Below are 25,101 nucleotides of genomic sequence, written 5' to 3' on the forward strand. Positions count from 1 at the left end.
TTTTTTCTAGTCAGTTTATTTTATCATATTTTTCCTTAATTTAAAATGAAGTAGGATAGGGAAAAAAATGTCAGAAAAATGGTATAATAGAAAGGAACGTGTTTGGACAGAGAGGAGACAGCAGATGAACTTTCAACAATTATCCAACCTGCAATATTGGACTAGCTTGTTTTCTAGTCCTTGGAGTATTGCCATCAATCTGTTTGATATTTTGATTGTGGCTTATATTTTATATCGTTTTACAAAAGCGATAGCTGGCACCAAGATTATGATTTTGGTGCGTGGGGTCGTGATCTTTGTATTAGCCCAGGTTGTAGCCAATATCCTTGGTTTAACAACGATTTCTTGGTTGATTAATCAAATTATCACCTATGGGGTTATTGCTGCGGTTGTTATCTTCTCTCCAGAGATTCGGACTGGTTTGGAACGCTTGGGAAGGGCGACAGATTTCTTTTCTACTGCTCAAATTAGTGCAGAAGAGCAAATGATTCGTGCCTTTATCAAGTCGGTTGAATATATGAGTCCTCGTAAGATTGGTGCTCTGGTTGCCATCCAACGAGTTCGGACCTTGCAAGAATACATTGCGACAGGGATTCCTTTGGATGCCAATATTTCAGCTGAACTCCTTATTAATATCTTTATCCCCAACACTCCCCTACACGATGGTGCTGTGATTATCAGAGAAAATCGGATTGCAGTCACCTCTGCCTATCTGCCCTTGACAGAAAGCACAGGGATTTCCAAGGAATTTGGGACCAGACACCGGGCGGCTATCGGTTTGTCAGAAGTATCCGATGCCTTGACCTTCATCGTCTCAGAGGAAACAGGTGGCATTTCTATTACCTATAACGGTGTTTTTAAGCACGACTTGACGATTGAAGAATTTGAAGCAGAGCTACGAGCAATTCTTTTGCTAGCCGTTGAGGAAAAAGTCAGTTTCAAGGACCGTTTGTTAGGAGGTTGGAAATATGAGAAAAAATAGTCTATACATCATTTCATCTCTCTTTTTTGCTTGTATCTTATTCATCTATGCAACGTCAACCAACTTTCAAAATAGTAATACCGCAAGGCAGGTTAAATCAGAAACTTACACCAATACGATAACGAACGTTCCTATCGTTATTCACTATGATGATGACCAGTATTTCATTAGCGGATTTGCATCAGAAGTTTCAGTGGTATTAACCGGAGCCAATCGTGTGACCTTGGCCAGCGAAATGCAGGAGAGCACTCGTAAGTTTAAGGTAACTGCTGATTTGACGGATGCCAGTGTTGGAACGATTGAAGTTCCCTTGAATATTGAAAATCTTCCAAGTGGATTGACTGCTGTGGCAACGCCTCAAAAGATTACAGTGAAAGTTGGGAAGAAGGTTAAACGAGATGGGATGATTGTTGTGCCACAAGTTGACCAAAGCCAGATTGATCCGAAGCTACAACTTGATAGTGTAACCGTGTCAAATGAACGCGTTTCGGTCACAACTGACCAAGAAACATTAGCTAAGATTGACAAAATTATTGCACTTTTACCAACCAGCGAACGCATAACAGGTAATTACAGTGGTTCGGTACCTTTGCAGGCAATCGACCGTAATGGTGTTGTCTTACCGGCAGTTATTACTCCGTTCGACACAACAATGAAGGTGACTACAAAACCAGTAGCACCAAGTTCAAGTACATCAAATTCAACAACAAGCAGTTCGTCGGAGACATCTTCGTCATCGAAAGCAACTAGTTCAAAAACGAATTAAAAATAGGAAAAGGATTTTATAAAAATGGGTAAATATTTTGGGACTGATGGAGTCCGTGGAGAAGCTAACGTAGAATTAACGCCAGAATTGGCCTTTAAACTAGGACGTTTTGGAGGCTATGTTCTTAGCCAACATGAAACGGAAGCACCGAAAGTTTTTGTAGGACGTGACACACGTATTTCAGGGGAAATGCTAGAATCTGCCTTGGTGGCAGGTCTCCTCTCTGTAGGGATTCACGTCTACAAACTTGGTGTTCTTGCAACACCAGCAGTAGCTTACTTGGTTAAAACTGAAGGGGCAAGTGCCGGTGTCATGATTTCTGCTAGCCACAACCCAGCCCTTGATAATGGGATTAAGTTCTTTGGTGGTGATGGTTTCAAACTAGATGATGAAAAAGAAGCAGAAATTGAAGCCCTGCTAGATGCTGCAGAAGACACTCTGCCACGTCCAAGTGCTGAAGGCTTGGGAACCTTGGTAGATTATCCAGAAGGCTTGCGTAAGTATGAAGGATATCTTGTTTCAACTGGAACTCCTCTTGAAGGAATGAAGGTTGCCTTGGATACGGCCAATGGTGCAGCTTCTACAAGTGCCCGTCAAATCTTTGCAGATCTTGGCGCTCAATTGACGGTTATCGGGGAAACACCAGACGGTCTTAACATCAATCTTAATGTTGGTTCAACCCACCCAGAAGCCCTTCAAGAAGTGGTCAAAGAAAGCGGATCAGCGATTGGTTTGGCCTTTGACGGAGACAGTGACCGTTTGATTGCTGTTGATGAGAATGGTGAGATCGTTGATGGTGACAAAATCATGTACATTATCGGAAAGTACCTTTCTGAAAAAGGACAATTGGCCCAAAATACAATTGTGACAACTGTTATGTCCAACCTTGGTTTCCACAAGGCCTTGGACCGTGAAGGCATTAACAAGGCAGTCACTGCAGTTGGCGACCGCTATGTTGTGGAAGAAATGAGAAAATCAGGCTACAACCTCGGTGGTGAACAGTCTGGTCACGTCATCTTGATGGACTACAATACAACAGGTGATGGTCAATTATCAGCTGTTCAATTGACAAAAATCATGAAGGAAACTGGTAAGAGCCTGTCAGAGTTAGCAGCAGAAGTAACCATCTATCCACAAAAATTAGTCAATATCCGAGTGGAAAATGCCATGAAGGAAAAGGCTATGGAAGTGCCAGCTATTAAGGCTATCATCGAGAAGATGGAAGCTGAAATGGCAGGGAATGGCCGTATCCTTGTTCGTCCAAGTGGAACAGAGCCCCTCTTGCGTGTTATGGCAGAAGCTCCTACAACAGAAGAAGTGGACTACTATGTTGATACCATCGCAGACGTAGTTCGAGCTGAAATCGGGATTGACTAAATCCTAGAAAACTAGATGAAAATAAAAAATTATGGTACAATAGCTTATAATATTGTAGCCAAGGGAGAAAGACATGAATCTTAAACGTGAACAAGAATTTGTTAGTCAGTATCATTTTGATGCGCGTAATTTTGAATGGGAAAATGAAAATGGAGCTCCTGAAACTAAGGTGGATGTGAACTTCCAATTAATTCAACATGACCAAGAAAATCAAGTGACTTCCTTGATTGTTGTCTTGAGTTTTATGATTGTATTTGATAAATTTGTCATCAGTGGAACCATTTCACAGGTGAATCATATCGATGGTCGTATTGTTAACGAACCAAGTGAATTGAACCAAGAAGAAGTGGAAACCTTGGCTCGTCCATGTTTGAACATGCTCAACCGTTTGACTTACGAAGTAACTGAAATTGCATTAGACTTACCAGGAATCAATTTGGAGTTCTAATATGAAATTAGCTGTTATCACAGATTCCTCTGCCTATCTCAGTGCAGATACCTTGCAAAGAGAAGATTTGTATGTCTTGGATATTCCTGTCAATATTGATGGTGAGGAGTATGTCGAAGGTATCAATCTGACTGCTGAGGAATTTTACCAAAAAATGGCTCAGGCTTCTGAATTGCCTAAGACCAGTCAACCAAGTATTGCCAAGTTAGATGAGATTCTAACTTCGCTTAAAGAACAAGGCTATACACATGCTTTGGGGCTTTTCCTATCTTCTGGAATTTCAGGTTTTTACCAAAATATCCAGTACATGGTCGATGATTATGAGGGCTTAACCATTGCCTTCCCAGACACTTTGATTACAAGTGCTCCTCTGGGTATCATGGTTGAAAGTGTCTTTAACTGGCGAGACCAGGGCGATGACTTTGCCATTATTCAGGATAAGCTAGCTATTCAAATTAGTCACACATCTGCTTTCATCATGGTGGATGATTTGGACCACTTGGTTAAAGGTGGACGCCTTTCAAATGGAGCTGCGATTTTGGGCAATCTGCTAAGCATTAAGCCAATCCTCTATTTCAATGACCAAGGTGTGATTGAAGTGTACGAAAAAGTTCGTACTGAAAAGAAAGCAACCAAGCGCTTAATTGAAATTATCAAGGAAGCCACAGCTTCAGGCCAATACCGTATTATTGTCATTCACGGAAATGCCCCTGAAAAGGCTGAGGAATTGCGTCAGCACTTACTTGAATCTGGAGTAGGTATGGATGTTTCACTTGCTACATTTGGTAGTGTCATTGGAACACACCTAGGAGCAGGAAGCATTGCTCTGGGTTATATTCCAGTGATTTAGTTGGCGCTTCTAGGCTAGTTAAGAAATAGCAATTGAACACGGACACCTGCCTCTTGAAAAAAGATGCCTGTCTTGCTTTTCATGGAAAGTCAGCGCCATCCCCTATTTTTCAAGGGCAGCTAAGGCCCTTTGTATCTTGATAATTGAACACGCCTGGAACCCTCTGTGAAAAAGATAGTTCTTCCAAGGAGGAGACACTCCTTGATTAGAACTCCTATTTTCACTTTGTGTTCTTGCAGGCTTTATATCTTAGCAATTGAACACGGACTACCTGCCTCTTGAAAAAAGATGCCTGTCTTGCCTTTCGTTGGAAGTCAGCGCCATTCCCTATTTTTCATGGGCAGCTAAGGTCCTTTGTATCTTAAATAGGAGTAGAGATGAGTATTCGAGTAATTATTGCCGGTTTTAAGGGAAAGATGGGACAAGCTGCTTGCCAGATGGTCTTGGCTGATCCAGACTTGGATTTGGTAGCAGTTTTGGATCCTTCTGAGTCTGAGTCAGAATGGCAGGGAGTTCCTGTTTTCAAGGATAAGGCTGATTTAGCAGGATTTGAAGCGGATGTTTGGGTAGATTTTACAACTCCAGCTGTTGCCTATGAAAACACACGCTTTGCTCTTGAGAATGGCTTTGCTCCAGTTGTTGGAACAACTGGTTTCACGAGTGAAGAAATTGCAGAGCTAAAAGCATTCTCTCGTGCTCAAGATTTGGGTGGCTTGATCGCTCCTAACTTTGCCTTGGGTGCTGTTTTACTCATGCAATTTGCAAGGCAGGCTGCTAAATATTTCCCAAATGTGGAGATTATCGAGCTCCATCATGACAAGAAAAAGGATGCCCCTAGTGGAACAGCTATTAAAACAGCTGAGTTAATCGCAGAAGTTCGAGAGTCAATCCAGCAAGGTGCGCCTGATGAGGAAGAATTGATTGCAGGTGCTCGTGGTGCTGATTTTGATGGCATGCGCATCCACTCAGTTCGTTTGCCAGGCTTAGTAGCCCATCAGGAAGTCATTTTTGGCAATCAGGGAGAAGGATTGACACTCCGTCATGACTCCTATGATCGTAGCTCCTTCATGACAGGGGTGAATTTGGGAATTAAAGAAGTTGTCAAGCGTCATGAGCTTGTCTATGGATTAGAACACTTATTATGAGATTAACGCAAATGCCTTCTGAATTTCAGAAGGCTTTACCAGTATTAGAAAAAATTAAAGAAGCAGGTTTTGAGGCCTATTTTGTTGGGGGGTCTGTTCGAGATGCCCTTCTCAATCGCCCTATCCATGATGTGGATATTGCGACCTCTTCTTATCCAGAAGAAACCAAGCAGATTTTTCCGCGAACAGCCGATATCGGAATCGAGCATGGAACCGTCTTGGTTTTAGATGGGGATGAGGAGTATGAGGTAACCACCTTTCGAACTGAAGATGTCTATGTGGACTATCGCAGACCCAGTGCGGTTTCCTTTGTGCGTTCGCTAGAAGAAGACCTTAAGCGCCGTGATTTTACAGTCAACGCCTTTGCCTTGGACGAGACAGGGGAAATCATTGACTTGTTCCATGGTTTAGACGATTTGGGAAAGCAAGTCTTACGAGCAGTTGGAGTGGCAAGTGAGCGTTTCAACGAAGATGCTTTGCGGATTATGCGTGGCTTCCGTTTTCAGGCCAGTCTTGGCTTTGAACTTGAGCCAGAAACCTTTAAAGCTATGAAGACTTTGACGCCACTTTTGGAGAAAATTTCTGTGGAGCGTACCTTCGTTGAGTTTGATAAACTCTTGCTGGCTCCATTTTGGAGAAGGGGTTTGGCTTCCATGATTGAGAGTCAAGCTTATGATTATCTCCCTGATATGGCAGCTAGCCAGAACAAGCTCAACAGACTGTTTGATTTGGAGACTGATTTCACCTTTAAATCCTCTGAACAAGCCTGGGCATCTCTACTGTGGGCTTTGGAGATTGAAAATGCGCAGCCATTTTTGAAGGCTTGGAAGACCTCACGCCAGTTTGCTAAGCAAGTTCAGGATTTGCTGACTATTTTGGCCTTGCGTGAAAAGGGAGAATTGAGCAAGCGCGATTGTTATCGCTTTGACTTGGATTTACTTTTACAGGCTGAAAATCTTCGTCAGGCTCAGGGAAAACCAGTCAACCCACAAGTCATCACAGAAACCTACCAGAGTTTGACCATTCATGACAAGAAAGAAATCCAAATCAACGGTGGTATTTTGATCAAGGAATATGGTTATCAGCCGGGCCCAGACTTGGGAGAGATTTTAACAGAGATTGAGTATGCCATTGTCGATGGAGAATTGGAAAATGACTGTCAAGCCATCCATGCTTATCTAAGGGAGAAAAAATGAGTGATTTTATTGTTGAAAAACTAAGTAAATCCGTCGGTGATAAGACCGTTTTTAAGGATATTTCCTTTATCATCCATGACCTAGACAGAATTGGTTTGATTGGTGTCAATGGAACAGGGAAGACCACCCTTTTAGATGTTCTTTCTGGTGTTTCTGGCTTTGATGGGGATGTTAGTCCTTTTTCAGCTAAGAATGATTACCAGATTGGTTACTTGACTCAAGACCCTGATTTTGATGATAGCAAGACGGTCTTGGATACGGTTCTATCTAGTGAACTAAAGGAAATCCAGCTCATTCGTGAGTATGAACTCCTCATGCTCAACTATAGTGAGGACAAGCAGGCACGGCTGGAACGGGTTATGGCTGAAATGGACTCTCTTCAAGCTTGGGAAATTGAGAGTCAGGTCAAGACGGTTCTTAGCAAGTTGGGTATTCAGGACTTATCTACTCCAGTTGGGGAATTGTCAGGTGGTCTAAGAAGACGGGTCCAGTTGGCGCAAGTTTTACTTGGCAACCACGATCTCTTGCTTCTGGATGAACCAACCAACCACTTAGATATAGCGACTATTGAGTGGTTGACCCTCTTTTTGAAAAATTCCAAGAAGACGGTTCTCTTTATCACCCACGATCGTTATTTCTTGGACGCTTTGTCAACACGGATTTTCGAGTTGGACCGAGCAGGATTGACCGAGTATCAGGGTAATTATCAGGACTATGTTCGGCTCAAGGCGGAACAGGATGAACGTGACGCGGCTCTTCTTCACAAAAAAGAACAACTCTACAAACAAGAATTGTCCTGGATGCGCAGACAACCGCAGGCGCGTGCGACCAAGCAGCAGGCTCGTATCAATCGTTTCCATGATTTGAAAAAGGAAGTTTCAGGCAGTACTGCTGAGACAGACTTGACCATGAACTTTGAAACCAGTCGTATTGGGAAGAAAGTCATCGAGTTTCAGGATGTTTCCTTCGCCTATGAAAACAAGCCTATTTTGCAAGATTTTAATCTCTTGGTGCAAGCTAAAGATCGTATTGGAATTGTTGGGGACAACGGTGTTGGGAAATCAACTCTCCTTAACTTGATTGCAGGCATTCTTGAGCCGACAGCAGGACAAGTTGTGATTGGGGAAACTGTTCGCATTGCCTATTTCTCTCAGCAAATTGAGGGCTTGGATGAAAGCAAGCGAGTGATTAATTATTTGCAGGAAGTGGCAGAAGAGGTCAAGACCAGCGGTGGTTCTACGACTTCGATTGCAGAGCTGCTGGAGCAGTTTCTTTTCCCACGTTCGACGCATGGAACCTTGATTGAGAAATTGTCAGGGGGAGAGAAAAAACGTCTTTATCTTCTCAAATTGCTCTTGGAAAAACCAAATGTTCTTCTTTTAGATGAGCCAACCAATGATTTGGATATTGCAACCTTGACAGTTTTGGAGAATTTCTTGCAAGGTTTTGCTGGTCCAGTTTTGACAGTTAGCCATGACCGTTATTTCTTAGATAAGGTAGCGACCAAGATTCTCGCTTTTGAGGATGGCAAGATTCGTCCTTTCTTTGGTCATTATACCGATTATCTTGATGAAAAAGTCTTTGAAACAGAGATGGCCAATCAAGTGCAAAAAGCCGAAAAGGAAAAAGTCGTTAAGGTTCGAGAAGACAAGAAACGCATGACCTACCAAGAAAAGCAGGAGTGGGCAAGTATTGAAGGCGATATTGAAGCTTTGGAAAACCGTATCGCTGCTATTGAAGAGGAGATGCAGGCCAATGGCTCTGACTTTGGTAAGCTGGCTACTCTCCAAAAAGAACTAGATGAGAAAAACGAAGCACTCCTTGAAAAATATGAACGCTATGAATATCTAAGTGAGTTGACATGATGGAAGAAAAAGTCATTAAACGTAGTCCCAAGAAAATCATTTGGAACGCTTTGTTTGGCTTGACTTCGGCACTTTTATTGTTGTTAGCTCTTTATTATTTCCATTCGCATTCGGGAAAGGGGAGCAGATTTCATACGATAAGTCTTTTGTTAATGTTAGTTTTAATTACTTATGCTGGAGTAGGAGTTTATCTGACTTACAGACTTTTAAGCTCGGATAAGGAATATTTGAAATGCACAGTTGAGGGGTTTTACTACAAACCAAACCCAAAGAAAGCCAGTCATTTCTATGCTTGGGCTGATGTAGAGGAATTTTCCTTCTCTCGGATTCGAGGGAAATATAGGGATTCTTATCGGATTGAAGTTTATTTTAAAAACAAGGAAAATGTGAAATTCCAATCACTTCTAGCTCTACTGAAGAGAAGGTGTTTCCCTTTTCATCCGTCAGCAGATTTGATCATCCCTATCATTCTACTAGATGTAGGACTTCCTGAAAGGGTCTATGAGATCATGAAATACTATGAAAGAGAATGGCGTATCGAACAAAATCGTCAAGCAAGAAAAGAGGCAAAACAAGCTTCGAAAAGCAAATCTTCCAAACCGTCATAGTCTGTCTTTGCTTAAAGTAGAATAATCAAAAAGGCCCTATCCATTGGATAGGGTCATTGTTTGTCTTCTTTTTTAGTTTCTTGATGAAAGATATTTTGCCAAGTTTCGTGACGGCGCCAGATACTGGTATGGACAATGCCATCTAATTCATAGCAGATGAGTTTGGTCTTCTGGCTGATAGAAGTGATTTGGATGTCCTTGATAGCAGAATTCAAGTCTTTTTCGGCTTTATAGGCCTCTTTATCCATCTGTTCTCCATCTTGGCGAATATAGATAAAATCATCAGCCAAGAGCTCTTCCAGTTGATTTCCTTGGTCGATCAATTGTTCGCGCATAAGCAATTTTTTGTAGACATTGTCTAAAATTTCATCCTCAGGGATAGGTGCTGGCTCAATATGAATATCGGTATCAAAGACTCCAAAACGTTCCTCCAGCATAGACTCGACTTGATCCGCGATTTCATGACTCTCAAAAACAGACAAGTCAGGATTCATTTCTAGCGTAATATCAAGGTAAATGTTGCTACCGTAGGTGCGACCTCTTTGAGATTTAACCTTGCTAATTTTTGGAATTTCCATAATGGCCTTTTGATAGTCCTCAAGCAGACGGTCGTCAAAGCCATCTGAAAGACTAAAGGAAGACTCGATGAAGATATCATAGGCAGTCTTCAAGATAAAGAAAGTGATGATAATAGCAACCAGTTTATCCACAATGGGATAATTGAAACTGCTAGCCAGTATGGCAATGGTAGTACCAAGTGAGGTAACAGCGTCAGAAAGATTGTCCTTTGCTGCGGCCTTCAGTGCCTTGGAGTTGGATTTCTTACTGAGGCGAGTATTGTAGAGATAAACTACAAACATAATCGCTGCAGAAATGATTCCTAGGGTTGCACCAAGAGGGTCAATAACCGTTTCTTCATGACTGAGAATTTTTTGAATGGTATCCTGAAGTACATCGAAACCGACATAAAACATAATGATGGAAGTGATTAAGCTTGCCAAATCCTCAATCTTCCAGTGACCAAAACGGTGGTCTCGGTCAGCAGGCTGGCGTGCCATCCGGATTCCAATCAAGAGGGCCACATTTCCAATGATGTCCGACACGTTGTTAAAACCATCGGCCACCAAACTGGATGAATGGAGGAGGTGCCCAGTTGCTAATTTGGCTGCAGACAAGATCAAATAGGTTGAAATGCTGATAATGGCCCCACGCTCAGCTAACTTGAGATTTGAAATAGATTGCTTCATTCAACTTCCTTTCTAGTCACATAGCATTCTACCATTATACTGGTTTTCAAGGGAAAATTCAAATAGGATGGATAAAAGTAAGAAAATACACAACAGAAAATACTTTTTTTTTTTAGGAAACATGATAGAATGATATCTGGAAGTTTATGCTTTTTTATACAAAAATATTAGCAGATACCAAAGGAGATTATATGAAAACATTAATTGTTATTCCTGCCCTAAATCCTCCACTTGATTTGATTAAATACATAGAAAAATTAAGACTATCTGGGTTAGAAAATATTTTAATTGTAGATGATGGAAGTGGGCCTGAATTTAAAAATATTTTTGAAAACCTAAGAGATGAACAGGGATGTCAAATATTAACTCATGCAAAAAATTTAGGAAAAGGACGTGCCTTAAAAAATGCCTTTAACTATTTTCTGACAATGCCAAATATAGAAGAATATAACGGGATTGTCACGGCTGATTCGGATGGACAACATAGGGTTGAAGATGTCTTATCTATGGTAGAGATAATTTCTAATTATCCTGATTCGCTAATTTTAGGTTGTCGTGATTTTGATTCTGAAAATGTACCGCCAAAAAGTAAATTTGGGAATAAGCTTACAAAATTAGTATTTAAATTGCTTTATGGTCGAAAAATTACAGATACTCAGACTGGACTTAGAGGCTTTCCAAAGGCAATTCTGCATGATATGTTAGAAATTCCAGGTGAACGGTTTGAGTATGAAACTAAAATGTTAATACATACATTTGATAAATCGATTCCAATAAAAGAAATAACTATCGAAACCATTTACTTTGATGGTAATGCTGAAACTCATTTCAATCCTATTAAAGATTCATTGAGAATTTACAAAGTAATCTTTGCTTCATTCTTTAAATATTTGTTATCATCTCTTTCATCCTTTTTAGTTGATATTGGATTGTTTCAGTTGTTCCTTTGGATTTCCTTATCTGCAGGGATTCATAGGGGGGCACTGTTGATTCTATTATCAACTATTTTGGCAAGAATAATTTCATCTTATTTTAATTTTACAATGAATAAGAATTTTGTCTTTGATGGTGAAAAAAGAATTCATAAAACGATTGTTAAATACTATAGCTTGGCGGTTTTCCAAATGTTATTGTCTGCAGCAATGGTGACAGTTGTTTGGAATATGTTTTCTGGTTCTGAAACAGCCATTAAAATAGTAGTAGATACAATTTTATTTCTTGCTAGTTATCAAGTTCAAAGAAGGTGGGTGTTTAGATAGTGATAAATAAGTTGAACTTTAGTGTTGTAAAGAGTATTATCTTATCTTACTATTTTACACTTTTGTTAACATTAGACAAAAAAATAGTTGTTAATAGTTATATAACGTTTTTAAGAGTATTTCAAACAGAAACATTGATTACAGCAACAATATTCTTATCAGTTTTATATTTCATAAATAAAAATAAGTTATCTTCTTTAACCAAGAGAGAATCTATGATTATAAAAGTATTTTCGTCAATTTTAGCATTTATTTTTGTAATCGGAGAAGATATAACATACACACAAGCATTATTTAGGGGGAGTTTGAACCGATATTCTTTTATATTGTTTTTTATTCTTTTGATAGGATATTATCTTATCTTTAAGTATTTTTTACATTTAGTTTGGGATAAATACAATGTTCATGTAAAAAAATTCGATATTGAGTTGAATACATTTAGGCTTAAGATAGATAGGCGAAAATATTTCAGTCTATTAACTCCATTTCTTTTGGTTAGAATACTAGCATTTATACTGTTGTATCCAGGTGTTACAACGTATGATAGTATGGTAATAATAGGTGAAGGTCTAGGGATTTATCCATTGACAAATTCCCACCCATATTTATTTACCTATACTGTAAGTCTATTTACAAAATTTGGTATAAAATTTTTAGGAGGGGTTGGTGTTGGAGTAGCGATTTTCAATTTTCTTACTCTAGTAATAACCACTTTAATTTATGTATATGTATTATATAGAATTTTTGAACTAAGTAATAATAAATGGTTGAACAGATGTTTATATTTATTCTATCTTTTGTTTCCAAATTTTATAATAGTTAGTTTTACGATGTATAAAGATGTATATATGGTAAATGCACTAATGTTGTTTTTTTTATGTATTATATATATTCTTTATCAACCAGCTAAATTTTTTGAGAATAAGAATTTCTTATTTATGTTTATTATCTCCTTTTTTGGGATATATATTATGCATAGAAAGGCTGTTATTTATATAATTGTTGGGATTCTTATACTATTTATTTTTAACAAACGCTACTACAAGAAAATTTTGTTCTATTCTTTAGTATCAATAAGCTTTACTTTGATAATTAATTTTATTGCAAGTTCCTTAATTCAGCCACAAGAATCAAGAAAGAGGTATGATTATTTAGCACCTAGATTTCAACAACTTGCTGCTGCTGTATACTATCATCCAGATTCATTTTCTAGTGAAGAATTAGCTTTTTATGATTCTACATTAGGTCTAGAAAATAACAAGAAATTTGTTTATTATAAAGCTGATCCAATTAAAGATAGTATGAAAAATGAACAATTTGAGGGAAGAGAGCACGAATTTTTTAAATTATGGTTTAAGGGTTATCTTACTCATCCAAAGACTTATATAGATGCATTATTAAATTTGTCTGTTTCATATTGGTATCCATATAATTTTTCAGATTTGACGTATATGGGAAATTATTATCAGGTTATGTATGAAGATAGTAGCAATGTTTATGGAAATACAACTTCACTTGATGATGGATGGAAGAATCAAACAAAGTTTAGGAAGCTACAAGAATTCTATTGGAATATACATAAGACGATTTCTTATTTACCAATTTTTTCTATATTTTATAGTGCAGGGTTATATACAATCTTATTGTTAATTATTTTGATGATTTCATTATTGAGGAGAGATTATAAGATTTTAGGTTTAATAATTATATGTGTTTCAATAATATTAACGTGCATTTATTCTCCAATTGTAAATTATTTTAGATATTCGTATGTATTCATGGCTATAATCCCTTTGTTACTTCCCTTCCTTTTTTTAAAGAGGCGATAGGAGCTTCCGATATGTTGAGTAGTTAAATATTCTTGAATTTTCTTCAAAATTTGGTATAATAGAACTACTCAAGGGAGTAGCTGGCAGAAACCTGTGATAGTGTCGTCATTCCGAATTTTATACTGAAAAGTATGCTTTCCGGCACTATCTTAAACAGCGAGACTTGTTATGATTAACAGGTCTCTTTTTGTTTGTCGTGAAAAGATGCGATGAGGGAAAAGAGAGTCTGTTTTGCACACAATGTCAAGGAGGAGACACATGTCAAAAGAACAAAAACGCCAAGCGTTTTACACTCAGAGTCCTGAAGAGGTCTTGAATGCTGTAGATGCGACCGAGCAAGGTTTGTCATCAAGTGAGGCGGAAAAGCGCCTTGCAGAATTTGGACACAATGAACTCGAAGAAGGCGAGAAACGATCAATCCTGGTCAAATTCATCGAGCAATTTAAGGATTTGATGATTATCATTCTAGTTGCGGCAGCAATCTTGTCAGTTGTGACTTCTGGTGGGGAAGATATCGCAGATGCCATTATCATTTTAGCCGTGGTTATTATTAACGCTGCCTTTGGTGTTTATCAAGAAGGAAAAGCAGAAGAAGCCATTGAAGCCCTCAAATCCATGTCTAGTCCAGCTGCCCGCGTTCTTCGTGATGGGCATATGGCGGAGATTGACTCTAAAGAATTGGTACCTGGAGATATCGTTGCCCTCGAAGCAGGTGACGTGGTACCAGCAGACCTACGTTTACTAGAAGCCAACTCTCTTAAAATCGAAGAAGCTGCGCTGACAGGTGAGTCTGTGCCAGTCGAAAAAGACTTGACAGTTGAACTTGCTGCAGATGCTGGTATTGGTGACCGTGTCAATATGGCCTTCCAAAACTCAAATGTGACTTATGGTCGCGGTCTTGGTGTTGTTGTCAATACAGGTATGTACACGGAAGTTGGTCATATCGCTGGTATGCTTCAAGATGCGGATGAGACAGATACACCACTTAAACAAAACTTGAACAACCTTTCTAAGGTCTTGACCTATGCAATCTTGGTCATTGCCCTTGTTACTTTTGTAGTTGGAGTCTTCATTCAAGGGAAAAATCCACTCGGTGAGTTGATGACCTCTGTTGCCCTTGCTGTTGCAGCCATCCCAGAAGGGCTACCAGCTATCGTAACCATCGTTCTTGCCCTTGGTACTCAAGTTTTAGCTAAACGTAACTCTATCGTTCGTAAGTTGCCAGCTGTAGAAACTCTTGGTTCAACAGAAATCATTGCTTCTGACAAGACTGGTACGCTGACTATGAACAAGATGACAGTTGAAAAAGTCTTCTACGATGCAGTCCTACATGACTCAGCTGATGACATTGAACTAGGTCTTGAAATGCCCCTACTTCGTTCAGTTGTTTTGGCAAACGATACTAAAATCGATGTGGAAGGCAACCTGATTGGTGATCCAACAGAAACAGCCTTCATCCAGTATGCCTTGGATAAGGGCTACGATGTTAAAGGTTTCTTAGAGAAATATCCACGTGTGGCTGAGTTGCCATTTGATTCTGAACGTAAGCTCATGTCAACGGTTCACCCATTGCCAGATGGTCGTTTCCTTGTAGCAGTCAAGGGTGCGCCAGACCAACTTTTGAAACGTTGTGTTCTTCGTGATAAGGCTGGGGATATTGCTCCGATTGATGAGAAGGTTACAAACCTCATTCACACAAACAACTCTGAGATGGCCCACCAAGCCTTGCGTGTCCTTGCAGGTGCGTATAAGATTATTGATATCATTCCAGAAAACCTGACTTCTGAAGAGCTTGAAAATGATTTAATCTTTACTGGTTTGATCGGGATGATTGACCCTGAACGTCCGGAAGCTGCTGAGGCTGTTCGTGTAGCCAAGGAAGCTGGCATCCGTCCAATCATGATTACGGGTGATCACCAAGACACTGCAGAAGCTATTGCCAAACGTTTGGGAATCATTGATGCAAACGATACAGAAGGCCACGTTTTAACTGGTGCTGAGCTCAATGAACTGTCAGATGAAGACTTTGAAAAAGTAGTTGGTCAATACTCTGTTTATGCCCGTGTGTCTCCAGAACACAAGGTTCGTATCGTCAAGGCTTGGCAAAAACAAGGTAAGGTCGTTGCCATGACAGGTGATGGTGTCAATGATGCGCCAGCTCTGAAAACAGCCGATATCGGTATCGGTATGGGAATCACTGGTACAGAGGTTTCTAAGGGGGCTTCTGACATGATTCTTGCAGATGATAACTTTGCGACTATCATTGTTGCGGTTGAAGAAGGACGTAAGGTCTTCTCAAATATTCAAAAGACTATTCAGTACCTACTTTCTGCCAATACTGCTGAAGTATTAACCATCTTCCTATCTACCTTGTTTGGTTGGGACGTCTTGCAGCCAGTTCATCTTTTGTGGATCAACTTGGTAACGGATACCTTCCCAGCAATTGCACTAGGTGTTGAACCTGCTGAGCCTGGTGTCATGAACCATAAACCACGTGGACGCAAGGCAAGCTTCTTCTCAGGTGGTGTTTTGAGTTCTATCATCTATCAAGGTGTACTCCAAGCAGCTATTGTTATGAGTGTTTATGGACTTGCGATTGCTTACCCAGTTCATGTGGGTGACAATCATGCCATTCATGCAGATGCCCTAACTATGGCCTTTGCAACCCTTGGTTTGATTCAGCTCTTCCATGCCTACAATGTCAAGTCTGTTTACCAATCCATCTTGACAGTTGGCCCATTCAAGTCTAAGACCTTCAACTGGTCCATCTTGGTATCCTTCATCCTTCTCATGGCAACAATCGTCGTAGAACCGCTTGAAGGAATCTTCCACGTAACCAAACTAGACTTGTCTCAATGGGGAATTGTTATGGCTGGAAGCTTCTCAATGATTATCATTGTCGAAATCGTTAAATTTATCCAACGTAAACTCGGTTTTGACAAGAATGCGATTTAAAAAAGTCATCTTCGGATGGCTTTTTGTTACAGTTGAGGGAAAGGGCTTGCAGTTATCGGCTTTTGTGCTATAATTGCTATAATATAGTAAAAAGAAAGAGGAGTGTGAGGAAGTGGAGAAGAAAATTGTAAAGGATATCTTATTTTTATCTCAGGTGTCTCAACCGGCAAGTCAAGAAGATCTTTATCTTGCCAAAGATTTGCAGGATACACTATTAGCAAATCGTAAGACCTGCGTTGGTCTGGCTGCCAATATGATTGGGGTGCAGAAACGCGTGATTATTTTTAATCTTGGCTTGGTTCCTGTGATCATGTTTAACCCAGTGCTCCTGTCATATGAAGGAGCTTATGAGACAGAAGAAGGCTGTTTGTCCTTGACAGGTGTGAGACCGACGACCCGTTATGAAATGATTACGGTGTCCTATCGTGACAGCAAGTGGAAGGAACAGACCATCACCTTGACAGGCTTCCCAGCTCAGATTTGCCAGCATGAACTGGATCACTTGGAAGGACGAATCATTTAGGAGGAAAGCAAATGAAACGAATAGTCTTTGAACTTATTTTTATCGCAACGACCTGGTATATCTTTTTACCGCCTCTTAACCTGACCAGCTGGGAATTTCTCTTTTTCCTCTGTGGGCATATGCTGCTTGTAGCAATCTTATTTGGCTTTGGCAAGGGAATCAATCTGGTCAAAACGGTTCATGTGCGCCACGGCAAGGCGGAAGCTGCTTTAAATTTTGAGGTTTTCAAAATCAATTGGTTAGGGAAAGTTCTTTTAGCTTCTATTGGAGGAATTCTTCTCTTAGCAGCCTTGGTTTCCTTGGTAACTTCTAGCATTTTTCAGGCTAAAAATTATGCCAATGTAGTCACGGTTACGGAAAAAGAGTTTGCTGAATTTCCTAAGACTGACACTAGTAAGGTTCCTATCCTAGATAGAAGTACTGCTGAAAAAATTGGGGACCGCTATTTAGGTTCCCTAACAGATAAGGTGTCCCAGTACGTAGCGGCAGATACCTATACTCAACTAACGATTGATGGGAAACCTTATCGAGTTACGCCACTAGAATACGCAGATCCTATCAAGTGGTTTAATAATCAGGCCAAGGGAATCGGCGAGTATATCAAGGTGGACATGGTAACTGGAAATGCCAACTTGGTGGACTTGAAGACACCAATCAAATATTCAGACTCGGAGTATTTTAACCGTGATGTCAAGCGTCACCTGCGCTTGAAGTACCCAACCAAGATCTTCAAAACTCCATCTTTTGAGGTGGACGATGAGGGCAATCCTTTCTATGTAGCAACGGTTTACCAAAAGCAATTTGGCTTAGCAGTTCCTCGTCCTATTTCAGTCATTATCTTGGACGCCACAAATGGAGAGACCAAGGAATACAGCTTGGCAGACGTTCCGGAATGGGTGGACAGGGTTTATCCAGCTGAGGAAACCATCGAGCAAATCAACTACAACGGCAAGTACAAGGATGGTTTCTGGAATGCCATGATTTCCAAGAAAAATGTGACCCAGACTACCAAGGGCTATAATTACTTGTCTATCGGTAATGATATTTACCTCTACACAGGTGTGACATCGGCCAATGCAGATGAAAGTAATCTTGGTTTTATCCTAGAAAATATGCGAACAGGAGAAATCACTAAGTATAGCTTGGCTTCTGCGACAGAAGAATCAGCCCGTGAATCAGCCGAAGGTGCTGTTCAGGAGAAATCCTACAAGGCAACCTTCCCAATCCTCATCAACCTCAATGACAAGCCTCTCTACATCATGGGCTTGAAGGACAATGCTGGTTTGGTCAAAGAGTACGCTTTGGTTGATGCAGTCGAGTACCAAAATGTTATCGTAGCTACTACAGTAGAAGAACTGCTCAGCAAGTACGCCAATAAAAACGACCTTGAAATTGATAATGAAACCACAGAAAGTATCAAGGGTGTGGTAGCAGACCTTAAATCAGCTGTTATCAAGGGCGACACCGTCTACTTCTTTAAAGTTGATGGTAAGATATACAAGGTCAAGGCCTCAGTATCTGATGAGCTCCCTTACCTTGAAAATGGTAAAACCTTCGAAGGTCAAGTAGGAAAAGACAATTATCTCAAGACCTTTAAAGTTCAGTAAGAGGAGAGGCTGGGGAAAACCTCAATTTCAGGAAAAAATGAAGTAAATCTTTCCATCATAAAACGCATAGTATCAAGATTTCTCAATTCCTGATACTATGCATTTTTTAATTTTAATGCCTTTTTCCCCAGTCTCTTTTCAGATGAATTTCTTGGTTGTGGCTAAAAAATATGCTACACTATCAATATGAAAATTTTAATCCCAACAGCAAAAGAAATGAACACAGACTTGCCGGGTATCGAAGCAACTCCTTTAAAACTAGAAAGTCAGGCCGTGCTTGATTCCTTGGCCCTCTATTCTGCCAGTCAATTGGAGAGTTTTTACAAGGTATCAGCTGAGAAGGCGGCGGAAGAATTTCAACATATCCAAGCTTTGAAAAGGCAAACTGCTCAACACTATCCAGCTCTGAAACTTTTTGATGGGCTTATGTATCGCCATATCAAGCGAGATAAATTGACCGAGGCAGAACAGGCCTATCTTGAAAATCATGTTTTTATTACTTCGGCTTTGTACGGTGTCGTTCCGGCCTTGTCACCCATAGCCCCTCACCGTTTGGACTTTTTGATGAAATTAAAGGTCGCTGGTAAGACTTTGAAGAGCCATTGGAAGCAAGTCTATGATGAGGCTGTGAAGCAGGAAAAAGTGATTTTCTCCCTCTTGTCATCCGAGTTTGAGACTGTATTTTCTAAGGAAATCAGAGAAAAAATGGTGACCTTCAAATTCATGGAGGACAAGGGTGGTCAGCTGAAGATTCATTCAACCATTTCTAAGAAAGCGCGTGGTGCCTTCCTGACAGCGCTGATAGAAAATCAAGTACAAACGGTGGAGGAAGCTCGTCGCTTAAGCTTTGCAGGATTTACCTACCGAGAAGATTTGTCCCAGCCACAGGAATTGGTTTTTGTAAAGGAAGTATAGAAAATAGATAAAAGAAAAAGTCAGCAGTATTATGCTGACTTTTCTAGTTTATAAAGTATTGGATATATGAATCTCATTTGATAAACAGTTAAGATGATTAACCAAATCCATGATTGACAGATGGTTTCGGCAAATAAACTTCTTGGTAATCCCTGGAATATAGAAATTAGACACGATGATATCGTAATCTGTCTGATTTAAAATCTCAGGACTTGTTTTTAATTCATCCCAAGTATCGAAGGTAAAGCGGTTATTACAGTAGTAGGAAAGCATATCAACAAAGGTAAGGGATATAGCATGGTCAAAGTTACTGATAATTAAAACCTTGATAGGTGGTCGATTTTCTAACAACTGAGTAGAGAGGTTTTCAGCATGGGTTAAGATGGTGTACATCAAGTGTTCCAACTGTTCAGGATGGTCATGCTGTCCAATTGCCTGACGGTATTGAGCCAGTTCTTGACGCGCACTCCCCATAAAGTCTGGGAAGTAAACTTCAAACTTTTTAATCGTCAATGCTTTTTGTTCAAATAAGATTGGGGTAGAAAAGATTTCCTGTCTTTCAAAGAAAGCGGTGTTGTGTAAATGCCAAATCAGCTCATCGTGGTTGGTAAAAGTAATCTTATATTGTTTTGATAGGCGTTCTAGTATTTGACTCAGTAATTGGTAAGAGTGTCTTGCTTCACTGTTCTCTTCTAAAGAGTTGAAGAATTCTTGAGGATCTAAGAAAATGTTACTTTGAATAAAGGAAATAAAAATTTGTGCAATGATATCTGGAGTGATTTCAAGTCCCAGTTTTTCAGAGAAATGGACAAGTATCTCCTCAAAGTTTGGAATACTCGCCAAAATAGGATAGTATTCATCATAGAAATGATTTGGTAAGTCGATAAAATGACCATTTTTGATGCGGTAAATACTGATAGCTATCATCAGTTTGTACATTCTATAAATTGAAAATCGCATTGGATAATTCGTAATTTTATAGAAGAAGTCAACAAACTCTGTTAAATCTTCCTCAGGAAGATCAGGAAAAGGCCAGTCTAAGAAATAATAGCGCTCAGAAAAGTATTGAGCAAAAAAATAGCGTATATCAATCTCATTCCCACGTATCTCGGATGGAGTAAAAGATAGTTCAATTTGGAATTGAGTTGATAGAGTTTTTGTAATATTTCTGCCCAGTCGATAGAGGTTGGCATTACTAGAGTGAAGATTTTCTATTGTTCGATAAATAGGTAGCCCCTCATTAAAAAACAGATACTCTAGTAATTGAAAAAATTGAGAATTAGCAAGAAAATATTGATAAATATCTTCTACACTAGTGTTAACTTCTAAATCTATCATGATTCCGTTAACAGAAGATTGGATGTCAATAGATGGAAAGGCAACACGTAATTCATTTAAATCACTTTTTAAGATTCGTTCTGTACATCCTAATTTTTCGGCTAGTTCATGCAATTTCATCCAATTACGATTCTGAATTAAGGTTTCCATTAAACTTAATTGTCTTTGATCTTTTGTGCATAAAAGGTTGCGCATATTGGTAATTTCCTCCTATTTTCATTATATCATATTATTGTCTAAAGTGTACAAAAATGTCGGAGTAGAAAAATTGTCTGAATTAGTCAGAAAAATTAGAATAATATAAGTGACTTTTAGGTACAAAAAGAGAATATATTAATTGTATAGAAAATATTGATTTATATATCAAATGGTTGTAGAGTAGGAACTATAAAATATTATCTAGGAGTTTAAAATGAAACATTCACATAAGAAATCATTTGACTGGTATAGCATGCAACAACGATACTCTATTCGTAAGTATCACTTTGGTGCAGCTAGTGTCTTGCTCGGGACAGCCTTAGTCTTGGGAACTGCTGCCAATGCGCAATCAGTACAAGCGGAGGAACAACATCCAGAAGCAACTAACAGTGTTTCTGTTGATAAGGTAGATGAAGCTACTAAACCAGCAGAAGTTTCTACACCTAAAAAAGAAACAACTTATGCAGCTCCAACTGTTGCGAACCCAGTAGAAACGACTCCAGCTAAAACTGAAGAAGCTACTAGACCAGCAGAAAAAGTTGAAGAAGCAAAAGATAAAAAAGAAGAAGTAACGCATCAAGATGCTGTTGACAAGTCAAAATTGTTAACGGCTCTTTCGCGTGCTAAAAAACTTGAGAGTAAGTTATATACAGAAGCAAGTGCTGCAAACTTGCAAGCAAGTATCCAAGCTGGTCAAAGCTTGCTTGGGAAAGCAGATGCAACTGAAGCTGAATTATCAGCAGCAGAGTCATCTATTCAATCGGCTATTATTGGTCTAGAACTTCGTTCTAACTCTGATAAAGGAACAGTATCAGAAACTCCAGTAGTGAAGAAAGCTGACACAGCAGAAGCAAAAGAAGAAGCTAAACCAGCTGCAAGAACGACTGACCGTTCAGCTGTTGATAGTAGCGTTTTAGCAACTAATGCACCTGCCAAAGTAGAAACAACTTCAGCTCCAAAATCTACTAATGAACTTTTGAAACCAGCTCTTAGCCTTTCTGATGCTCGCCAAAATCCAGCTATCCGTAAGGAAGACTTGGATAAAGGGCATAGTGGCTTTAGAGCAGCTAGCAATCCAGCTAACCCAATTGTTTCAGGTTCTGGAAATACAGTTGCATTTACAGATATTAGTCAAGGTGGTCGTAGTTATAGTTTCCGTGGCTACGGAAACTCACGTGGTGGTAATTCAATTCATTACGATGTAACAACAGTACGTCAAGGTAATAGATTGAATTTCACAATTAGATACTCTGGTCCAGGTGAATTTGTTAATAATAACTTTATCTTGGACAAAGGGGATGGATTTGGAAATCCTTCAAATGCAACCATCACAACTCCAAGATTAAGAGAGCAATCAAAACCTATTAGCCAGGGTGCCAACTTCGTATCTCACTCAGGATACAGTATGACCTCTGCTACTTCAACAAATATGGAACAAACAATCAGATTTAGTTTGCCTATCATTAATCCAAATGGTGACTTGTCTGTTCGTTTGAAACCAGTTACTTTTAACGTGGACCAAGGTGGTGGCGGTGCCGCTACTAGCAATGACCCATACAGTAACTCTAACTATTATTATAGAGCAAACCCACTCCTCTTGGATGCAAATCCAAATGGTGGTACTAGTAACAAGACTGTTACAGAAGAACTTGAATTCCAAACTATCTATCTTCCAACTAGTAAATTGCCAGAAGGTGAGACTAGATTAGTTAGAGAAGGTGAAAAAGGACAACGTCAAATTACCTATAAAGTTCATCGATTAGGTAATGAAACAATCCTAGGCTTGCCAATTAGTAATAGAGTTACTAAAGAAGCTAAACCACGTATTGTTCAAATCGGTGTTGCTAAAGAATTCATTGAAACTGTAAAACCACGTGTTGATCAAAATAAAGTCGGTGATACCAATAACCTCACTTTCTATCTTGATAATGATGGTAACGGTGTTTACACTGAAGGTGTAGACGAACTTGTTCAAAGAATTGCTATTAAAGATGGTGCTAAAGGTGAAAAAGGGGATCAAGGTGAACGTGGTCTCACTGGAGCTAAAGGTGAAAAAGGAGATCGAGGCGAACGCGGTCTGACTGGAGCACAAGGTGCCAAAGGTGAAAAAGGAGACCAAGGTGAACGCGGTCTAACCGGAGCACAAGGAGCTAAAGGTGAAAAAGGAGACCAAGGTGAACGCGGTTTAACTGGAGCTAAAGGTGAAAAAGGAGACCAAGGTGAACGCGGTCTGACTGGAGCACAAGGTGCTAAAGGTGAAAAAGGAGATCGAGGCGAACGCGGTCTAACCGGAGCACAAGGAGCAAAAGGTGAAAAAGGAGATCGAGGCGAACGCGGTCTGACTGGAGCACAAGGTGCAAAAGGTGAAAAAGGAGACCAAGGTGAACGCGGTCTGACTGGAGCACAAGGTGCTAAAGGTGAAAAAGGAGACCGAGGTGAACGTGGTCTGACTGGAGCACAAGGTGCTAAAGGTGAAAAAGGAGACCAAGGCCAGGCAGGTCGTGACGGTGTAACTCCAACCGTAACCGTTAAAGATAATAAAGAAGACGGCACTCATACTATCACGATTAACGACGGTAGAGGTAATGTTACAAGTACTGTTGTAAGAGATGGTTTCGATGGCGCAAGTCCATTAGTTGCGACTCAACGAAATGACGCAGATAAAACAACGACTGTTATCTTCTATTATGACCAAAATGATAACAACGAATTTGATGCAGGCGATACAAAACTAAAAGAAGTTGTCATTGCAGATGGAGCTAAAGGTGAAAAAGGGGACCAAGGCGAACGTGGTCTAACCGGAGCGCAAGGTGAAAAAGGAGACCGTGGAGACCGTGGTGAAACAGGAGCAGCGGGACGTGACGGAAAAACTCCAAAAATCACAACTGCTCGTGGAGCAGACGGCCGTAGTACTGATATTACATTTACTATTCCTGGAGAAGAGCCTGTTGTAGCTAACATTAAAGATGGTAAAGATGGACGTACACCAACCATCGACTTAAATGCCTTAGCTGAAGCAGCGGCAAGATTAAACAATCAAAGAAGCGGAAGAGTAAGAAGAGCTTTAGCAGACGCCCCATCTACAGCACCAGCAGAAAAACCAAGAGAAGGTACTCTTATTACAGCGTACTTTGATAACAATGGTAATGGTCGGTACGATGAAGGTATAGATGACTTAATTGCTAAACAACCAATTTATAATGGTACAGACGGTGCCAATGGTGCAGCAGGTGCAGCCGGACGTAATGGTGCTGAATTATTAAGTGGACCTAAAGTACCAACAGCAGATGATGGTAAAGATGGCGACACTTATATCGATGCAACTACAGGTGATGTTTATAAGAAAGAAAACGGAACTTGGGATAAGATTGGTAACATTCGTGGACCTCAAGGTCTAAAAGGTGAAGCCGGAGTTGCAGGACCACAAGGGCCACAAGGGCTACAAGGACCTAAGGGTGACCAGGGTGCTCAAGGTCTTCAAGGTCGTGATGGAGCGCAAGGACCTGCAGGACGTGACGGCCGTGAAGGTGTACCAGGACCAGCGGGACGCGACGGACGTGATGGAGCGCAAGGACCTGCAGGACGTGACGGCCGTGATGGAAAAGACGTATTGAACGGCAAAGTTGATCCAACAACAGAAGGTAAAGACGGCGATAAATACGTTAACACAGAAACAGGTGACGTTTTCGTTAAGAATAACGGAAACTGGGAAAAAGAAGGTAACATCAAGGGACCTAAGGGTGATAAAGGTGCGGATGGAGCTCAAGGTTTACCAGGACGCGACGGACGTGATGGAGCACAAGGACCTGCAGGACGTGACGGTCGTGATGGACGCGACGGAAAAGACGTATTGAACGGCAAAGTTGATCCAACAACAGAAGGTAAAGACGGCGATAAATACGTTAACACAGAAACAGGTGACGTTTTCGTTAAGAATAACGGCAACTGGGAAAAAGAAGGTAACATCAAGGGACCTAAGGGTGATAAAGGTGC

General features: G+C 40.1%; 18 protein-coding genes. 16 read left to right on the plus strand and 2 right to left on the minus strand.

Annotated features, from left to right (window positions below; translation table 11 throughout):
- The first annotated feature begins 124 nt into the window (after positions 1 to 124).
- The 9 genes from cdaA to D8849_RS09635 all read left to right on the plus strand — a co-directional run bounded on the left by cdaA (position 125) and on the right by D8849_RS09635 (position 9,237).
- Complete coding sequence (gene cdaA / locus D8849_RS09595) at positions 125 to 982, plus strand: diadenylate cyclase CdaA (protein WP_125386916.1); 858 nt, start codon at positions 125 to 127, stop codon at positions 980 to 982.
- Positions 969 to 1,748 carry a CdaR family protein gene (locus D8849_RS09600; RefSeq protein WP_125386918.1) on the plus strand — a complete coding sequence of 260 codons (780 nt, stop codon included), beginning with the start codon at positions 969 to 971 and terminating at the stop codon, positions 1,746 to 1,748. Before cdaA ends, D8849_RS09600 begins: the two co-directional genes overlap by 14 nt.
- Positions 1,749 to 1,772: 24 nt before the next feature.
- Positions 1,773 to 3,125: a phosphoglucosamine mutase gene (gene glmM, locus D8849_RS09605; protein WP_024057226.1), complete on the plus strand. Its 1,353-nt coding sequence runs from the start codon at positions 1,773 to 1,775 to the stop codon at positions 3,123 to 3,125.
- Positions 3,126 to 3,198: 73 nt separating this feature from the next.
- Complete coding sequence (locus D8849_RS09610; protein WP_001050081.1) at positions 3,199 to 3,573, plus strand: DUF1149 family protein; 375 nt, start codon at positions 3,199 to 3,201, stop codon at positions 3,571 to 3,573.
- Position 3,574: 1 nt separating this feature from the next.
- The gene (locus D8849_RS09615; protein WP_125386920.1) at positions 3,575 to 4,423 is read left to right on the plus strand and encodes a DegV family protein; all 849 of its coding nucleotides are present in this window, start codon (positions 3,575 to 3,577) and stop codon (positions 4,421 to 4,423) included.
- A gap of 377 nt (positions 4,424 to 4,800) precedes the next feature.
- Positions 4,801 to 5,568, plus strand: coding sequence for a 4-hydroxy-tetrahydrodipicolinate reductase (gene dapB, locus D8849_RS09620; RefSeq protein WP_125386922.1), 768 nt, complete (start codon positions 4,801 to 4,803; stop codon positions 5,566 to 5,568).
- The gene (locus D8849_RS09625) at positions 5,565 to 6,764 is read left to right on the plus strand and encodes a CCA tRNA nucleotidyltransferase (protein ID WP_125386923.1); all 1,200 of its coding nucleotides are present in this window, start codon (positions 5,565 to 5,567) and stop codon (positions 6,762 to 6,764) included. Before dapB ends, D8849_RS09625 begins: the two co-directional genes overlap by 4 nt.
- On the plus strand, positions 6,761 to 8,629 hold the full coding sequence (locus tag D8849_RS09630; RefSeq protein ID WP_125386925.1) for an ABC-F family ATP-binding cassette domain-containing protein: 1,869 nt from the start codon (positions 6,761 to 6,763) through the stop codon (positions 8,627 to 8,629). Before D8849_RS09625 ends, D8849_RS09630 begins: the two co-directional genes overlap by 4 nt.
- Complete coding sequence (locus tag D8849_RS09635; protein WP_125386927.1) at positions 8,626 to 9,237, plus strand: hypothetical protein; 612 nt, start codon at positions 8,626 to 8,628, stop codon at positions 9,235 to 9,237. Before D8849_RS09630 ends, D8849_RS09635 begins: the two co-directional genes overlap by 4 nt.
- A 53-nt stretch (positions 9,238 to 9,290) precedes the next feature.
- Here D8849_RS09635 and mntE read toward each other — a convergent pair whose 3' ends face one another.
- Complete coding sequence (mntE, locus tag D8849_RS09640) at positions 9,291 to 10,484, minus strand: CDF family manganese efflux transporter MntE (RefSeq protein WP_125386929.1); 1,194 nt, start codon at positions 10,482 to 10,484, stop codon at positions 9,291 to 9,293.
- A gap of 191 nt (positions 10,485 to 10,675) precedes the next feature.
- Between mntE and D8849_RS09645 the strand changes: the two genes are divergently transcribed.
- The 6 genes from D8849_RS09645 (at position 10,676) to yaaA (ending at position 19,572) form a co-directional block, all read left to right on the plus strand.
- On the plus strand, positions 10,676 to 11,743 hold the full coding sequence (locus D8849_RS09645) for a bifunctional glycosyltransferase family 2/GtrA family protein (protein ID WP_125386931.1): 1,068 nt from the start codon (positions 10,676 to 10,678) through the stop codon (positions 11,741 to 11,743).
- A 215-nt stretch (positions 11,744 to 11,958) separates the two neighbouring features.
- Positions 11,959 to 13,572 (plus strand): DUF6020 family protein, encoded by a 1,614-nt coding sequence (locus D8849_RS09650; RefSeq protein WP_125386933.1) that lies wholly within the window; start codon positions 11,959 to 11,961, stop codon positions 13,570 to 13,572.
- A gap of 258 nt (positions 13,573 to 13,830) precedes the next feature.
- The gene (locus tag D8849_RS09655; RefSeq protein ID WP_125386935.1) at positions 13,831 to 16,527 is read left to right on the plus strand and encodes a cation-translocating P-type ATPase; all 2,697 of its coding nucleotides are present in this window, start codon (positions 13,831 to 13,833) and stop codon (positions 16,525 to 16,527) included.
- Positions 16,528 to 16,639: 112 nt separating this feature from the next.
- A complete protein-coding gene (locus D8849_RS09660) occupies positions 16,640 to 17,050 on the plus strand; it encodes a peptide deformylase (RefSeq protein WP_125386937.1) in 411 nt (136 codons plus the stop codon).
- A gap of 11 nt (positions 17,051 to 17,061) precedes the next feature.
- On the plus strand, positions 17,062 to 18,657 hold the full coding sequence (locus D8849_RS09665; protein ID WP_125386939.1) for a hypothetical protein: 1,596 nt from the start codon (positions 17,062 to 17,064) through the stop codon (positions 18,655 to 18,657).
- Between the two features lie 186 nt (positions 18,658 to 18,843).
- Positions 18,844 to 19,572: a peroxide stress protein YaaA gene (gene yaaA, locus D8849_RS09670; protein ID WP_125386940.1), complete on the plus strand. Its 729-nt coding sequence runs from the start codon at positions 18,844 to 18,846 to the stop codon at positions 19,570 to 19,572.
- Between the two features lie 48 nt (positions 19,573 to 19,620).
- Here the strand turns inward: yaaA and pclR are convergent, their stop codons facing one another.
- A complete protein-coding gene (gene pclR, locus D8849_RS09675; RefSeq protein WP_125386942.1) occupies positions 19,621 to 21,105 on the minus strand; it encodes a virulence transcriptional activator PclR in 1,485 nt (494 codons plus the stop codon).
- Positions 21,106 to 21,322: 217 nt separating this feature from the next.
- Here pclR and pclA point away from each other — a divergent pair.
- The coding region (pclA, locus tag D8849_RS09680) for a pneumococcal collagen-like adhesin PclA (protein ID WP_125386943.1) at positions 21,323 to 25,101 on the plus strand (3,779 nt) is incomplete at its 3' end.

Origin of the sequence: Streptococcus mitis, assembly GCF_003942765.1 — a bacterium.
Taxonomy (GTDB): domain Bacteria; phylum Bacillota; class Bacilli; order Lactobacillales; family Streptococcaceae; genus Streptococcus; species Streptococcus mitis_BE.

Coding starts and splice junctions, on each gene's coding strand:
- glmM (WP_024057226.1), top strand. CDS start 1,773: ATGGGTAAATATTTTGGGACTGATGGAGTCCGTGGAGAAGCTAACGTA.
- D8849_RS09645 (WP_125386931.1), top strand. CDS start 10,676: ATGAAAACATTAATTGTTATTCCTGCCCTAAATCCTCCACTTGATTTG.
- pclR (WP_125386942.1), bottom strand. CDS start 21,105: ATGCGCAACCTTTTATGCACAAAAGATCAAAGACAATTAAGTTTAATG.
- D8849_RS09665 (WP_125386939.1), top strand. CDS start 17,062: ATGAAACGAATAGTCTTTGAACTTATTTTTATCGCAACGACCTGGTAT.
- dapB (WP_125386922.1), top strand. CDS start 4,801: ATGAGTATTCGAGTAATTATTGCCGGTTTTAAGGGAAAGATGGGACAA.
- D8849_RS09610 (WP_001050081.1), top strand. CDS start 3,199: ATGAATCTTAAACGTGAACAAGAATTTGTTAGTCAGTATCATTTTGAT.
- D8849_RS09630 (WP_125386925.1), top strand. CDS start 6,761: ATGAGTGATTTTATTGTTGAAAAACTAAGTAAATCCGTCGGTGATAAG.
- D8849_RS09625 (WP_125386923.1), top strand. CDS start 5,565: ATGAGATTAACGCAAATGCCTTCTGAATTTCAGAAGGCTTTACCAGTA.
- D8849_RS09635 (WP_125386927.1), top strand. CDS start 8,626: ATGATGGAAGAAAAAGTCATTAAACGTAGTCCCAAGAAAATCATTTGG.
- cdaA (WP_125386916.1), top strand. CDS start 125: ATGAACTTTCAACAATTATCCAACCTGCAATATTGGACTAGCTTGTTT.
- D8849_RS09650 (WP_125386933.1), top strand. CDS start 11,959: ATGATTATAAAAGTATTTTCGTCAATTTTAGCATTTATTTTTGTAATC.
- D8849_RS09615 (WP_125386920.1), top strand. CDS start 3,575: ATGAAATTAGCTGTTATCACAGATTCCTCTGCCTATCTCAGTGCAGAT.
- mntE (WP_125386929.1), bottom strand. CDS start 10,484: ATGAAGCAATCTATTTCAAATCTCAAGTTAGCTGAGCGTGGGGCCATT.
- D8849_RS09600 (WP_125386918.1), top strand. CDS start 969: ATGAGAAAAAATAGTCTATACATCATTTCATCTCTCTTTTTTGCTTGT.
- yaaA (WP_125386940.1), top strand. CDS start 18,844: ATGAAAATTTTAATCCCAACAGCAAAAGAAATGAACACAGACTTGCCG.
- D8849_RS09655 (WP_125386935.1), top strand. CDS start 13,831: ATGTCAAAAGAACAAAAACGCCAAGCGTTTTACACTCAGAGTCCTGAA.